Source organism: Gordonia liuliyuniae (genome assembly GCF_021738805.1).
Classification (GTDB): Bacteria; Actinomycetota; Actinomycetes; order Mycobacteriales; family Mycobacteriaceae; genus Gordonia; species Gordonia liuliyuniae.
Genome location: NZ_JAKKOR010000009.1, coordinates 232921 through 247025, shown reverse-complemented (window position 1 = coordinate 247025; position 14105 = coordinate 232921). Strand labels below are relative to the sequence as shown.

Genomic DNA, 14105 nt, shown 5'->3' with positions numbered 1-14105 from the left:
CGTCACCGCGACGGCACCGATCGTCCATCATAGGCACCGCTCAGAGTGCGTCCGACACGTCGTGCGTCCGTATGACCCGGGCGCTCTGACTCGCCGGCTTTGGTTGCGGCGTGTTCGCGGCGACGTCAGTCGCCGAAGGCGGTCGCGAGTGCGGTCGCGAACAGGCGGTTCCGTTGAGCAGTCCCGGTCGCGTTGAAGTGGATCCCGTCGTCGGTGTGCCAGGACGGCTGCGATTCGGCGGCGAAATCGTAGATCTTGAGGTTTGGGTACCTGGCGGCTGCTCGTTTGAGCGCGTCGTTGAACGCGGTCATGTTCTTGGGCGCATACGCGGCGTTGCTCGGATCGCTGGTCATGACGGTCGGCCACAGGACGTTTTGCCCGTCAAGCTTCTTCATGACGCGGTCGATGCGCTCGTCGGCTTTGACCTTCGATCCGACGGCGATGTTCGCGGCGTCGTTGACGCCCGTCGCGATGACCCAGCAGCCTCGGTTGCCGCGAGCGAGTTGGGAGTCGATGGCGTCGACCGCGTTGGGCTCGCCGTCGACCTTCTCGACGATGGAGCGGCCGCCCCCTGCGTCGAGCGTGACCCTCTCGACGCCGACGCGCTGATACTGCGGGGTCAACCGGTCGCCCTCGACGGAGACTTTGGACGCGCTGTCGATGCCGATGGACGTCGAGTCGCCGATCTGCACCACCTGGGTGCAGGAGGTGCGGCGCTCGCCGGTCGGAGTCTTCGGTGTGCCGGGGGTTCCGGGCGTCTGCGGGCCGAGCAGGTTGAACAGTGACGACAGGTCGATCGAGCCGTTCGGATCGATCGGGAGCTCCTGCAGTACAGAACCTGCGCTGTCCATGAGTTCGCCGATCGTCGGCTCCGCGGCGGCCTGTCCGGTGCTCGCGGTGGCGAGCGCAGCGGCGACGCCGACAGTGCTCACCGATGCGACGACGCGTCGACGCCAGGTCGAGTGGCGTCGGGCAGTGCGGTTCCAATTCCCAGTAGTCACAATATTCACAGTAGACAACAGCAGTCACTCCCGTTTCAACTGTTGGCAGGTTGCGGAACGGTCACGGGACGCTCGAGTGGCGCGGTGATTTGCGCGACGCTGCGTCAAACCCTCGACGCGGCCAGCGGCGTCGGGACAGAGTGGGAGCCGTCAACATGCGGGTGTGGCTGAGAGGCTAAGCAGCGGTCTGCAAAACCGTCTACGTGGGTTCGAATCCCGCCATCCGCTCGGAGTCCAGCGCGCCGCGAGTCCGCGCGGCGCGCCTGGTCGGCCGGTGGAATACCGGTAGCGGCGAAAGTGTGAGACCATATACGTGTGGGAGACAGGTTTTGTCCCCGCTCTCTGAAGGAAGCAGTAATCAGCATGGCACAAGGAACCGTCAAGTGGTTCAACAGCGAAAAGGGCTTCGGCTTCATCGCTCCCGACTCCGGTAGTGACGACGTGTTCGTCCACTACTCTTCGATCTCAGGTAACGGCTTCCGTAACCTGGAGGAGTCGCAGCGCGTCGAGTTCGACCTCGAGGCAGGGGCCAAGGGCCCCCAGGCGACGAACGTGAGCGCGCTCTAAACCCAAAGCTTACGCGTAGACCGCCCCCGATCCGTTCACGGATCGGGGGCGGTCTCGTTTATGTGCGGGGATGATCTCCCCACATGTCGAAGTCGATCAGCCGCCACCGGTGTGCCGCGCGTTCGGCCGCCACACCCTCTCGCAGATCGAGGCCCTCGAACGCGACGCGATCGTCTCCCTCGGACTGAGCCGCGCCACGATTTACCAGCTCAGTGTCGCGACCCAGTTGTACGCGGCCAGCACGCGTCCGCACGGAGTCGAGGGTGTCCTCGCAGTGATCGAAGCCGCAGGGACCGAAGTCGCAAACCTACACCGCTCAGCGCCTACGACACCGTCACGGTGACGTCTCCGCTGAGCGGTGTAGGTTTGCGCTCCCAAGTCTCCCACCGCGAGATCGGCGCTCGTTTGGTTCGAGTGGTCGAGGGTAGTCCGGCGGGGAGGGACGATCACCAGCCTCACCGGCGAGACTGGCGTGGCGATCGGCCATCGAAAGGTGCGCGCAAAGGGATTTGAACCCCTGACCGCTGGTGTGTAAGACCAGAGCTCTACCGCTGAGCTATACGCGCCGGGCCGTCGTCGTGCGAGCAACGGCTCGGAGTGAACAATATCTTCTCGGCGGTGGCATGCCCAAACCGGTGTTCGTAGACTCAGTGGGTCGTGTACTAGCGAGAGGGAATCGTGTGAAGACTCGAGTCGAGAAGGCTCCGATCATCGACGCGCTGGCTGCGGAGTGGCGGGCGATCGATCACCTCGTCAGCGGGCTGTCGGACGTGGACTGGTCGGCGGAGTCGGGCCTACCGGGATGGACTGTCGGCGACGTCGTCGCACACATCGTCGGAACCGAGAACATGCTCGACGGCAAAGAACCCGACGCAGGCCGCGACGTCGCCGGACTCGATCACGTGAAGAACCCAATCGGCGAACTCAACGAACACTGGCTCGACCACTATCGAACCCGTACCCGGGCCGAGGTCATGGCCGACTACCGGGCGGTGACCGCGAAACGCATCGCCGACCTGACAGCGATGGGCGACGACGAGTGGAACGCCGACGCCGTTACGCCGGTCGGCCCCGAAACATACGGGCGGTTCATGCGAGTGCGTACCTATGACAGCTGGGTGCACGAACTCGACCTCCGCGACGCGCTCGGCCTCGACGAACCGAGCGATCCGGTGCCTGCCGGCTTCGCATTGGACGAGATGGCTGCCGTGATGCCCTACCTGGTCGGCAAGAAGGCAGCAGCGCCGAAGGGGACCCGCGTCGCCTTCGAGTTCACCGGTCTCGTGCCGACACGGGTGCACGTCGCCGTTGATGACCGCGCTGCCCTCGTCCCGGCGCTGGACGGCCCCGCCGACGTCACGCTGCGGACCACCGTCGCCGACTACACGCGACTCGCCGGCGGCCGACCCCGAGCGGCGCAGGCCACCGTCCACATCGACGGTGACGTCGCGCTCGGCTCAGCGATCGTCGACACCCTGCACTATATGATCTGAACGACCCGCCGCCTACGCGGGCGACTCATCGTGCCGGACTTTGCCGGATCCGAACGCGGTGGCGTCGCGACCGGTCATCAGCCTGGACGGCTCGGGATCCGATCGCAGAGCCCGCTCCAGGTCGGCTGAGTCGGGCAGCGCGCCGTCGCCGGCTACGACGACGACGTTCCCACTGCGCCGCCCCTTGAACATCGCCGGGTCGGAGATCAGCTCGACGTTCGCGAAGACATCCGCGATCGTCGACACCTCCGAACGCACCGACGCCAGATCTCGGCGACCGCCGCAGTTCGCGATGTAGAGTCCGCCCGGCACCAGCACTCGCTGAACCGCACGGGTGAACTCGACCGTCGTCAGATGTTCCGGAGTCACGCTGCCGCTGAACGCGTCACGCACCACCACGTCGCGCGTCTGCTCGCGGAGACTCTCCGTGACCTCGCGTGCGTCGCCGACCCGGATGCGCAGTCGGGGAGCACGCGGCAGGTCGAACCATTCACGGGCGAGGCGGGCCAGTTCAGCGTCGATCTCCACGGCGACGTGCCGGGACTGCGGGTACACGTGCGACAGATACCGGGGGAGCGCACACGCGGCCGCCCCGAGATGCAGGACGCGCAGCGGCGTCGCGGGATCACGGTACTTGTCGGCGATGGCGGCGGACGCCTGCCGCATGTACTCGAAGTCGAGCTGGTCCGGCCGGTCCGGGTCGATGTGGCTGCTCTGCGCCCCGTTGATCGACAGCAGCCAGCCGCCGTCCACACTGTGCACTAGTTCGGCTGTGCCGGTTGAGATGTCGAAGACGCCGGGTTCGGGCGTCGGGCGGGAGGCGGCCATGAGGACCGATCATATCGGCGATCGATACGATCACCCGATGCGCCACCGCAATGCCGACACCGCCGGGCTCGCTGCCGGAACTCTGTTCGACGCGCTGTTCGGCGACCCGCAGCGAGGTCATCCCGTCGCCGTGTTCGGGAGTGGCGTCGCAGCGTCGGAGAAGGTCCTCTACCGCGACGATCGAGTACGCGGCGCGGTGTTCGCGGGGTGGTGGATCGGCATCGGTGTGCTGGCAGGCGTACTCGCCCGTCGTCTCGGCTCCGCAGGGACGACGGCGGCGGCGTTCAGCGCGCTGGGCGGGACGTCCCTGTGCCGGATCGGCGACGAGATCGCCGACGCACTCGACGCAGGTGACGTCGACGGCGCCAGAACTCGGGTCGCAGGCCTCGTCGGACGGGACACGACACGACTCGACGAAGCCGGGATCTGCCGTGCCGCAGTGGAATCGATCGCCGAGAACACGTCCGACGCGGCCGTCGCACCGCTGTTCTGGGGCGCCATCGCCGGAGCGCCGGGGCTGCTCGGATACCGCGCGGCGAACACACTCGACGCCATGGTCGGGTACCGGTCGGAGAAGTATCTGCGATTCGGGTGGGCGTCCGCGCGGCTCGACGACGCCGCGAACTACGCGCCGGCCCGCGCGACGGCCGCTCTGGTCGGTGTGATCTCGGGCCGACCGCGTGACGCGTGGATCGCCGTCCGCCGCTACGCCGGGCAGCACCCCAGCCCGAACGCGGGCGTCGTGGAGGCGGCGTTCGCCGGAGCGCTGGGGATCGGCCTCGGCGGGCGGACCGAGTACCCGCACGGCGTAGAGGACCGACCGCGACTCGGGGCCGGGCCCGGACCCCGCGCCGCCGACCTGCGGGCAGCGGTCACGCTGTCACGGCGCGTGCAACGCGCGAGCGCGTTGGCCGCGGTCGCCTTGCGAATCATCGTCGGAGAAGGACGACGTCACTTGCCGTAGCGCTGGGCGAGTTTCGTCCTGACGGCGTCGTCGGCAGCGGTGGACGCGGAACCGTCGCCGATCTGACCGCCGGAGGTGATGTCGACGTCGTTACCCGACCGGGAGCCCACTTCGCGGAGGCTCTGCCGGACGCGGTCACGTTCGGACCGACTCGTCGCCGGAGGAGCCTCGACGACGGCGACCTCGTCCTGGTCCCCGTCACCGTTGTCCGCCCCGCGGCGAGCGCGCCGGGCCTTGACCTCGCTGTAGATGAAGTAGGCGGCACCGAGCGGAACCATCACACCGAACGCCAACCACTGCAGACCGTAGGAGAGGAACGGGCCCGACTCGAGCTGCGGCAGTTCGATCTCGTCCAGCGATCCCGGCTGGTTCGGCGACAACTGCAGGTAGTACGGATCCATCATCAACCCGGTGAGACGCGACAGTTGCGCGGTGTCGATCGTGTACGCCGTCGACTGGCCGCCTTCTGCTCGCGGCTCCTTGCCGGGACTGGTGCCCTCGGACTTGCGGAGCCGAGCCGCGATCGTCACCTCGTCCGACGGCGTCGCCGGAACGTTGACCTGACCGTTCTCGCTGTTCGCAACGATGCCGCGGTTCACCAGGATCACCCGGTCCGAGCCGGAGATCCGGAACGGCGTCAACGCTTCCACCGCGGGCCGTTCCTGCGAGTAGCGGAAGCGCAGCATCACCTGATCGTCGGGCAGATACCGCCCGCGCAGCGTCACCTCGTGCCACTCGTTGTTCGGGTCGAGGGGCCGCCCCGGCGGAGCCAGCTGATCGATCGGGACCGCGTCGGTGTCGACTGCGGCACGGATCAGGTCGTTCCGGTGTTCGGTGTCGCTGTTCTTCCCGAGCTGCCACGGCGCGAGAATCGCGAAACAGGCCGCCGCGAATGCCACTACGAACAGTAGGAGCAGTAGCCATCCGGGCTTGAGGAACGAACGAAGGACGCGCACATACTCAGGATACGTCTCAGTCGCGAGTGGCCAGCGTCTCGTCGGTCCACGCGAGCAGGCCGGGGATCGCCGCCTCCACCTGTTCGCGCACCAGCTCGAAGTCGTCCGGCGTCCCGTAGTACGGGTCGGGAACGTCCTCCCCGTCGGCGTCGGGATCGAAGCTGCGCAGGAGTCGGACCCGGTCGCCGAGACGTTTGCGCTCCAACTCCGCCACGTGCCCTCGGTCGGCGGCCACGAGCAGATCAGCCGACAGGTGGTCGGGTGTCAACCCGGACGCCACGTGCGCATCCGAGTAGCCGTGCGCCAACAGTTCGGTGCGGGCACGGTTGTCTGCGGGATCGCCGACGTGCCAGCCGCCGGTTCCCGCACTCGTCACGCGGACCCGGTCGGACAGTCCGGCCTGTTCGACGGCGTGCGTGAAGATCGACGCCGCCATCGGGGACCGGCAAATGTTGCCCGAGCAGACGAAACAGATGTGCAGGACGCGGCCTGCAGCCGAAGCTCCCGCGTTGTCAGACACCGAGTACCTTTCGCAGTTGCGGAACCGTCTCGACGATCCGCTCGTTCTGTCCCGGGGCGCCCGCACGATCGAGGGCGGCCTCCAACTCTCCTGCGTGAGCGTAACCCCACCGGACGCCGAGCGCGGGGACCCGGCATGCCGCCGCACCGTCGACGTCGTGCGACCGGTCGCCGATCATCAGCACCCGTTCGGTCTCGCCAGTGATGTCGAGGGCGCCGAGAACATGCCTCACCACAGCCTCTTTGCCGATCCGGCCCGCGCCATCGTCTGCGCCTCCGACGAACGTGAAATACGAGGTCAAACCGAAATGGTCGACGATGTTGCGGGCGATCTGTTCGTTCTTGCTCGTCGCGAGCGCCAACGTGCGACCGTCGTCCGCCAGGTCGGCCAGCAGTTCGGCCATCCCGTCGTACACCGAGTTCTCGAGCCAGCCGGTCACGTCGTAGCGGGCGCGATACGCGCGTACCCCGGCCGCCGACGTCGCCTCGTCGTATCCGAGCGCACGCATTGACTCGACCAGCGGCGGACCGACGATCGTCTGCAGGAACTCGGCCGGCGGAGCGGGTTCGCCGAGGACGTCGAGCGCATACAGGAACGAACGGCTGATCCCCGGGTAGCTGTCGGTGATGGTGCCGTCGAGGTCGAACAGCAGAACCGTGTCCGTCATCGTGGGGGTCGGGGCCGGAATCATGCTTCCATCGTGCACGTAGGCTGGACCATCATGACAGTCGACGTGCCCGCCCACCTGTACGACCGTGGTCGGCACGGTGACGCCGACGTACAGGCGGGGCTCGTCGACTTCGCGGTCAACGTCCGTCCGGGACCGCCCGAGTTCGTCGCGCGGGCGTTACACGGGCGAATCGCCGACCTTGCGGCGTACCCGTCCGCGGTGGAGACGCAAGACGTCGTCCGGCGGGCCGCTGACCTGCATCGGCGTAGCCCCGACGAGGTGCTGCTCCTCGGCGGTGCTGCGGAGGGGTTCGAACTGCTTGCCGGCCTGGCGCCCCGCCACGTCGCGTTGATCCAGCCCTCGTTCACCGAGCCCGAACGCGTGCTCGCAGCGTCGGGCGCGCGGATCAGCCACGTCACGCCGACCGTGCCGTGGCTGCTCGCCGACGCGGCGGTGCCCGACGACGCCGACATGGTTGTGCTCGGCAATCCGACCAACCCGACCTCGGTGCTGCACCCGGCCGCGGACGTGCTCGCGCTGCGACGTCCGGGCCGGCTCGTCGTTGTCGACGAGGCGTTCGCCGACCTCACACTCGCTGGCGACCGCCTCGAGCCCGAGTCGGTCGCCCGAGTGCCTGCCGACGATGTGATCGTCGTGCGGTCGATCACCAAGACCTACGGGCTGGCCGGGCTGCGCGCCGGATACCTGTTGGCGGCACCGGAACTCATCGCCGCGATGACGGCTGGGCGGCGACACTGGGCGGTCGGGACATTGACGCTCGCCGCGCTCGCCGCGTGCCTCGGGCCCGACGGGCAGGAGTACGCCCGCGGTCAGGCGCACGCGGTGGCCGCCGAACGACTTCACCTCCTCGAACGGCTCGCGGCGATCGGGTTGACGCCGGAAGCCGATCCGCGCGCCCCGTACGTGCTGGTGCGGGTGCCGGACGCGTGGTGGTGGAAAGACGAGCTCGCCGCACGAGGATTCTCCGTGCGCAGCTGTGCCAACTTTCACGGGTTGACCGGCGACCACCTGCGGCTGGCGGTGCGTCCGCGTGAAGTGTGCGACGCGCTCGTCGACGCCATGCAAGATGTGAAGAACCGACTCGAGACAGGAGCCCCGACGAGATGACTCGTACGCTCGCGGACGTGATCGCCCGACTGGAGCACGCGTATCCGCCTCGGCTCGCCGAATCGTGGGACGCGGTCGGCCTGGTCTGCGGTGACCCTTCCGAAGCCGCAGACAAGGTGCTGGTGTGTGTCGACGTGACCGACGCCGTCGTCGACGAAGCCGTCGACACCGGGGCCCGGCTCGTGTTGGCGCACCACCCGCTGTTGATGCGCGGGGTGACCAGCGTCGGCGTCGACACGGCGAAGGGCCGGCTCGTGCACCGCCTGATCCGCGCGGGGTGCGGCTTGTACTCGGCGCACACGAACGCCGACAAGGCCCGCCCCGGCGTGTCGGACGCACTCGCCGACGCGATCGGGCTCTCCGACACGGCCCCCCTCGATACCGAACCGGCTCCGCCCCTCGACAAGTGGGTCGTGATGGTTCCCGAAGCCAACGTCGACCAGGTGAGTGAAGCGATGTTCGCGGTCGGCGCGGGCGCGGTCGGCGACTACCGCGACTGCCGGTGGGGAGTGGTCGGCACCGGACAGTTCGTGCCGGTGGGGAACGCGTCCCCGGCGATCGGCGGTGTCGGCGAACTGACCCGCGTCGACGAGGAACGCGTCGAGATCGTCGCGCCGCGACGTGCGCGCTCAGCCGTCCTCGCCGCACTCCGTTCGTCGCACCCGTACGAGGAACCCGCCTTCGACGTCTTCGAGCAGGCGCCCGTCGACAGCGACCTCGGACTCGGCCGGATCGGACGGCTCCCGGCACCGATGCGGTTGGACGAGTTCGTCGCCCACGTCGACGCGTCGCTTCCGAAGTCGGCCTGGCCGGTGCGTGCCTCGGGCGACCCGTCAGCCATGATCGAGACCGTCGCCGTGTGCGGCGGCGCGGGCGACTCGCTCGTATCGGCCGCGGCCCGCGCGGGCGTGGACGCCTACGTGACGGGCGACCTCCGCCACCACGTGGTGGACGAAGCACGACGTGACGGCGGCCCAGCCCTCGTCGACGCGGGCCACTGGTCGACCGAGTTTCCGTGGTGCGCCCAGGCCGCCGCACTGCTCAGCGATTTCGGCTGCGAGACGAGTGTCTTCGCGCCGCCTACCGACCCTTTCGGCGTCGTCGCCCGACGACCCGTGTGACAGGAGTGTGCCAATGAAAGCCTCTGCCGCCGCGCAGCGAATGCTGCTCGACCTCGCCGATCTCGACGCGGAGCTCGCCAAGACCGCGCACGGCCGAAAGAACCTGCCCGAGGACGCCGAACTCGCCGACCTGGCGACCAGGCTCGACGCCGCTCGCGAGGACGTCGCGTCATCGCGGGTCGCCGTCGACGATCTCGCGGCGGTCTACGAGAAGTTCGAGCGTGAACTCGCCGGCATGACCGAGCACGTCGCACGGGACAAGGCGTCCATCGACGCGGGCACGGTGGGGCACAAGGCGGTCGCCGAACTCCAGCGTGAACTCGAATCGCTTGAGCGCCGCCGCGACGACCTCGAAGGCGAGATGCTCGAACTGATGGAACAGCAGGAGGCGACGGCTACCGAGGCCGACCGCGCCGAGGCCACCCTGCTGACGTTGACCGAGAACGAACTCGAACTCGTCGCGAAACGCGACAAGAGCGCAGCGGCCGTCAATGCCCGGACCGCCGACCTCGCGGAGCGGCGCACCGCGTTGACGGCGTCGATCGACGCCGATCTCGTCGGCATCTACGAAGGTCTCCGTGGCCGCGGCCAGGTCGGTGCGGGCCTCGTGCAGGCGCGCCGCTGCGGTGCGTGCCGCATGGAACTCGACCCGCGCACCCTTTCGCGGATCGCCGCAGCCGACGAGGACGAGGTACTTCGCTGCGAGGAGTGCGGCGCGATCATGGTGCGGACGAACCACTCCGGGCTCCCGGGACAGGGACGCCCGGAGTGAGCAGATCAGCAGCCGGTGGCAGCCCGGATTGGCACGGCCAGACCGCACCGCCGACTCGCCTCGTGCTGCTGCGTCACGGGCAGACGCCGCTCTCGGTGGAACGTCGCTACTCCGGTCACGGCGACCCGGCCCTCAGCGACATCGGCCTCGAGCAGGCGGCTGCTGCCGCCACACGGCTCGCTGCCGCGCCGTTCGGGCAGATCGACGCCATCGTGTCGTCGCCGTTGACGCGAGCGCGTGCTACCGCCGAGTTCGCGGCCCGCGTCCTCGGGCTCGACGTGACCGTCCACGACGGTCTGATCGAGACTGACTTCGGCGACTGGGAGGGGTTGACGTTCTCCGAAGCCGCCGAGAACGACGGACGACTGCATCGTCGGTGGTTGAGTGACGTGAGCGTCACCCCGCCGAACGGGGAGAGTTTCGCGCAGGTCGGTGAGCGTATCGGACAGGTCCGCGACGACCTCGTCGACCAGTATGCCGGGCGGACGATCCTGGCCGTCAGCCATGTGACGCCGATCAAGACGTTTTTGCGCGGTGCGCTCGGCGTTGGCCCAGAACTGTTGTTTCGCCTGCATCTGGATCTCGCCTCGTACTCGATCGTCGAGTTCTACCCGGACGGCGGGTCCGTGGTTCGGCTGGTGAACGATACGGCGCACCTGCAGTAGCCGTCTCGACTTCGCTCGACGGACCCGAAGGCGGTATTCTCGAACGGCGAACGAGCCGACCGGGCGGCCGCGGCGACGGGACCACGCAGACCACTGCGCAGGCCGACAGCCGAGGAAAGTCCGGACTCCACAGCAGCAGGGTGGTTGCTAACGGCAACCCGGGGTAACCCGCGGGACAGTGCCACAGAGAACAGACCGCCGTCCCGTCCGCGGGACGGTAAGGGTGAAACGGTGCGGTAAGAGCGCACCAGCGACACGGGCGACCGTGACGGCTCGGTAAACCCCACCCGGAGCAAGGCCGAAGTCCGCACCGCGAGCCGGTGCGGGTGCGCGAGTGTTCGAGGATTGCTCGTCCGAACTCGCGGGTTGGCCGCTTGAGGCACCCGGCGACGGTGTGTCCAGATGGATGGTCGCCACCGGTCCTCGACGGACCGGGACAGGATCCGGCTTACACGTCGGCTCGTTCGCGCACACCGGGGGAGCGCTACATTCAGGGGCATGCAGCGCAGAGTGTTCGCCCCGACCCTCGACTTCGACCGCATTCGCCGCGAACTCGATCTCACCGCCGACTTCCCGCCGGAGGCGACCGCGGAGGCCCAGAGCGCCGCGGACCGGTTCGGCGATGGACGTGTCGACCGCACTGCCATCGAGTTCGTCACCATCGACCCGCCCGGCTCCAAAGACCTGGACCAAGCACTCCACGTGGTGGCCGACGGCGACGGATTCCTCGTGCACTACGCGATCGCGGATGTCGCCGCGCTCGTCCAACCCGGCGGTGCGATCGACACCGAGAGTCACGAACGCGGCCAGACGATGTACTTTCCCGACGGCAGCGTCCCGCTCCATCCGCGGCCGCTGTCCGAAGGCATCGGATCCCTGCTGCCCGACCAGGTCCGTCCCGCGGTGCTGTGGACCGTCCGAGTCGACGGCTCCGGCGACGTGATCGCCGTCGACGTCGAACGAGCGACCATCCGCTCCCGGGAACGGTTCGATTACACGGACGTCATGACCGCCTACGACGCAGGCACCCTGCACCCGTCGATCGCCGCGCTACCCGCGTTCGGGCGGACCCGACGCGACTGGTCGCTGCAGCGCGGCGCCGTCCAACTCGACCTGCCGGATCAAGAGATCGTGCCGCACGAAGGCGGTCGCGCGTGGACGTTGCAGATGGCGCCGCGCACCCCAGCTGACGACTGGAACGCCCAGGTCTCCCTGCTCGTCGGCATGTGCGCAGGCGACATCCAGCGCAAAGCGGGGATTGGTCTGTTGCGGACGGTGCCACCGGCCTCCGATCAGGCGATCACTGAACTCCGTGCCGCCGCACAGCATCTCGGCGTCACATGGGCGGACGGAGCGTCGCCGGGAGAGTTCCTTGCTGCCCTGCCTGCCGACGCGCCGACGACCCTCGCGTTGATGACGGTCGGCTCTCGCCTCATGCGCGGATCCGGCTATCTGTCGCTCGAGCCGGGCACCGACTATCGGGACGCCGACGTCGTGCACGCCGGCGTGGGCGGCGTCTACGCGCACGCCACGGCGCCGTTACGGCGGCTCGGTGACCGGTACGTGACCGAAGTGTGCCTCGCCGTCACAAGCGGCCGCGACGTCCCCGACTGGGTGGCAACCGCGCTCGGCTCGCTGCGTAAGACGATGGCCTCGTCGGACCAGCGTGCGTCCACCGCTGAACGTCGCAGCGTCGACCTCACCGAGGCGGTCGTCCTCGCCGACCAGATCGGCGCCCGATTCGACGCCGTCGTCATGCGTGACCCGAACGGCGAACGGCCCGCCGAGGTGTTCGTCTCCGCGCCCGCGATCGTCGGTCCGTGCGCCGACGCTCCCGCAGCAGGCGCCGCCTGCACCGTCGAGGTGACCGTCGCTGACACCGAGAGCGCGGCGATCGGTTTCCGCGCAGTCGCGTCCGCCGCTCAGAGCTTGCGGTAGGCCTTGACCGCTTTGCGGCCGCGGGCCTCTTCGCGAGCGTCGAGGCGACCGAGTACAAAGAGGGCGGCGGGGCTCAGCGGTGTGTGTTCGGCGACCTCGGCCAGTCGCGTCCGGTTGACGACGGTGTCGTGGAAGACACCGAGATGGGTCTGGACCGCCTTCGCGTACGAGCCGATCTCCTTGAACGACGACCGGCGCAAGGTGGACGCCGACTCGGCGGTGTAGCGGGCTGCCTTGGCACGCTTGCGGATCGTGTGCAGTTGCTCCACCCATTCCGGCGACCACGCGTCGAAGTCGCGCAGCGCCTTCTGGGCACGGCGGAGCCGTCGGTACGACGCGGCGATCGCTTCGGCCGCCACGTCGCGGGCCGGGCTGTCCGCATCGAGCCCGGGCGTCGGATCGGCGATCAGTGCGTCGAGATCGTCCAACAGCGTCAGGTACCGGTCGGTCGACAACGCGAAACGCATCGACCGGACCGCCCGCTCGCGGCGGATGCGCTCGTTTTCGATGAGAGCTTCCCGCAGATCGGCCGGAGCGTTCTCGCGCGCCAGCATCAGCTCGTTGGTCTCCAACGAGACCTCCAGGTCTCGGGCGTCGCCGAGAACCCCACCGAGAAGCTTGAGCTCAGTCGAGACCGGATCGGCCGCACCCTGCGCGAGGACCTGCGGATACGAGGTGAGGATCGACCGGAGTTTCCGTGCGGCCACCCGCATCTGATGTACCGCGTCCGGGGCGTCTTCGCGGACCAGCGGATCGTAGGCGACGAGAGTGTCGCGGTGCGTCGCCAGATCGAACACGACGAGGTCCAGAGCGGTCGCCTTGCGGCCGACGCTGCGGGATTCGACCGCGCGGGATTCGGTGGCGGCGGGCAGCGGACCGATCGCCCGCGCGAGCTTCGACACGCTCGATGCCTTCCGCGCGCCCGCCTCCCGCAGGTACGCCTTCGCCCGGGCGAGGAGCGGTCCGTCGCCGTCGACCAGCTCAAACTCCCACTCGGCCCAGCGTTCGACGCCGCCGCCGGGCAGCAGCGACTCCGCGGAGACGAGGTCCTCGCAGAACACTGCGAGTTCACGACCGTCGGCGTCGAACACGCTCGTCATCGTGCGGTCGGTGGTGATCGTCGCGATTGGGACGAGCTCACCGAGCCGGACGATCGACGCCACCTGATCGCGCAGCACCGTCGGAACACCGCCGTCAAATACTGCGTCGTCAAACGAGACACCGAGCTCTCGACGGGCCGATTTCACCGTCGACGGACGTTTGAGGTGCCATCCGTCGTCGACGCCTCCGGCTCGGCGCCGCAGAGTGGTGCGGTTGCGGGCGAGGACCGTGTCGGCGGTGTCGTAATAGGTGGCTTCGAGCAGGTACGTCTGCGGAGTTCCGACACTCCCGTCGGCGACGAGCCCCGCCAGTTCGGGCGCGGGCAGGCCCGCGTCCACGTCGAACTTCAACTCGATCTCGAGAGACTCGTGGGCGCTCATG

Annotated in this window: 15 protein-coding genes, 2 tRNA genes and 1 other RNA gene; 11 read left to right on the top strand and 7 right to left on the bottom strand. The window is 68.5% G+C overall.

The annotated features are described in order from the left end of the window. Positions 1-125: 125 nt before the first annotated feature. Positions 126-1001 carry a GDSL-type esterase/lipase family protein gene (locus tag L5G33_RS12980; RefSeq protein WP_236998592.1) on the bottom strand — a complete coding sequence of 292 codons (876 nt, stop codon included), beginning with the start codon at positions 999-1001 and terminating at the stop codon, positions 126-128. Positions 1002-1158: 157 nt separating this feature from the next. On the opposite strand from L5G33_RS12980, the gene L5G33_RS12975 reads away from it, so the two are divergent. The 3 genes from L5G33_RS12975 (at position 1159) to L5G33_RS12965 (ending at position 1911) form a co-directional block, all read left to right on the top strand. Further along, positions 1159-1229: transfer RNA gene (locus L5G33_RS12975), tRNA-Cys, on the top strand. 135 nt (positions 1230-1364) lie between these two features. Continuing rightward, positions 1365-1568 (top strand): cold-shock protein, encoded by a 204-nt coding sequence (locus tag L5G33_RS12970; protein ID WP_236998591.1) that lies wholly within the window; start codon positions 1365-1367, stop codon positions 1566-1568. A 70-nt stretch (positions 1569-1638) separates the two neighbouring features. Continuing rightward, entirely contained in the window at positions 1639-1911 is a 273-nt protein-coding gene (locus L5G33_RS12965; RefSeq protein WP_236998590.1) for a hypothetical protein, read from the top strand. A 151-nt stretch (positions 1912-2062) separates the two neighbouring features. Here the strand turns inward: L5G33_RS12965 and L5G33_RS12960 are convergent. Next, positions 2063-2134 (bottom strand) — tRNA-Val (locus L5G33_RS12960). A gap of 114 nt (positions 2135-2248) precedes the next feature. Between L5G33_RS12960 and L5G33_RS12955 the strand changes: the two genes are divergently transcribed. Then, complete coding sequence (locus L5G33_RS12955; protein WP_236998589.1) at positions 2249-3061, top strand: maleylpyruvate isomerase family mycothiol-dependent enzyme; 813 nt, start codon at positions 2249-2251, stop codon at positions 3059-3061. A 12-nt stretch (positions 3062-3073) separates the two neighbouring features. Here L5G33_RS12955 and L5G33_RS12950 read toward each other — a convergent pair whose 3' ends face one another. Continuing rightward, positions 3074-3889 (bottom strand): spermidine synthase, encoded by an 816-nt coding sequence (locus L5G33_RS12950; RefSeq protein WP_236998588.1) that lies wholly within the window; start codon positions 3887-3889, stop codon positions 3074-3076. Positions 3890-3926: 37 nt separating this feature from the next. Here L5G33_RS12950 and L5G33_RS12945 point away from each other — a divergent pair, with 37 nt between their 5' ends. Then, positions 3927-4853 (top strand): cobalamin biosynthesis protein, encoded by a 927-nt coding sequence (locus tag L5G33_RS12945; protein WP_236998587.1) that lies wholly within the window; start codon positions 3927-3929, stop codon positions 4851-4853. On the opposite strand, the gene L5G33_RS12940 is transcribed toward L5G33_RS12945, so the two are convergent. The 3 genes from L5G33_RS12940 to L5G33_RS12930 are packed head-to-tail and all read right to left on the bottom strand — an operon-like array spanning position 4841 to position 7020. Then, complete coding sequence (locus tag L5G33_RS12940) at positions 4841-5809, bottom strand: SURF1 family cytochrome oxidase biogenesis protein (protein WP_236998586.1); 969 nt, start codon at positions 5807-5809, stop codon at positions 4841-4843. The two genes, L5G33_RS12945 and L5G33_RS12940, sit on opposite strands and share 13 nt — an antisense overlap. Positions 5810-5825: 16 nt before the next feature. Beyond that, a complete protein-coding gene (locus tag L5G33_RS12935) occupies positions 5826-6329 on the bottom strand; it encodes a low molecular weight protein-tyrosine-phosphatase (RefSeq protein ID WP_308191573.1) in 504 nt (167 codons plus the stop codon). Then, a complete protein-coding gene (locus tag L5G33_RS12930; protein ID WP_236998585.1) occupies positions 6322-7020 on the bottom strand; it encodes an HAD hydrolase-like protein in 699 nt (232 codons plus the stop codon). The genes L5G33_RS12935 and L5G33_RS12930 overlap by 8 nt, the downstream gene beginning before the upstream one ends. Before the next feature lie 30 nt (positions 7021-7050). On the opposite strand from L5G33_RS12930, the gene cobC reads away from it, so the two are divergent. The 6 genes from cobC (at position 7051) to L5G33_RS12900 (ending at position 12623) form a co-directional block, all read left to right on the top strand. Then, complete coding sequence (gene cobC, locus L5G33_RS12925) at positions 7051-8127, top strand: Rv2231c family histidinol phosphate aminotransferase CobC (RefSeq protein ID WP_236998584.1); 1077 nt, start codon at positions 7051-7053, stop codon at positions 8125-8127. Further along, positions 8124-9248 (top strand): Nif3-like dinuclear metal center hexameric protein, encoded by a 1125-nt coding sequence (locus L5G33_RS12920; RefSeq protein ID WP_236998583.1) that lies wholly within the window; start codon positions 8124-8126, stop codon positions 9246-9248. The genes cobC and L5G33_RS12920 overlap by 4 nt, the downstream gene beginning before the upstream one ends. Positions 9249-9261: 13 nt before the next feature. Next, positions 9262-10020: a zinc ribbon domain-containing protein gene (locus L5G33_RS12915; RefSeq protein ID WP_236998582.1), complete on the top strand. Its 759-nt coding sequence runs from the start codon at positions 9262-9264 to the stop codon at positions 10018-10020. Next, complete coding sequence (locus tag L5G33_RS12910) at positions 10017-10685, top strand: histidine phosphatase family protein (RefSeq protein ID WP_236998581.1); 669 nt, start codon at positions 10017-10019, stop codon at positions 10683-10685. The genes L5G33_RS12915 and L5G33_RS12910 overlap by 4 nt, the downstream gene beginning before the upstream one ends. 51 nt (positions 10686-10736) lie before the next feature. Next, positions 10737-11152, top strand: an RNA gene (gene rnpB, locus L5G33_RS12905) — RNase P RNA component class A. Positions 11153-11183: 31 nt separating this feature from the next. Continuing rightward, complete coding sequence (locus L5G33_RS12900) at positions 11184-12623, top strand: ribonuclease catalytic domain-containing protein (protein WP_236998580.1); 1440 nt, start codon at positions 11184-11186, stop codon at positions 12621-12623. Here the strand turns inward: L5G33_RS12900 and L5G33_RS12895 are convergent. Next, positions 12608-14104: a CYTH and CHAD domain-containing protein gene (locus L5G33_RS12895; RefSeq protein ID WP_236998579.1), complete on the bottom strand. Its 1497-nt coding sequence runs from the start codon at positions 14102-14104 to the stop codon at positions 12608-12610. The two genes, L5G33_RS12900 and L5G33_RS12895, sit on opposite strands and share 16 nt — an antisense overlap. Between the last annotated feature and the right edge of the window lies 1 nt (position 14105).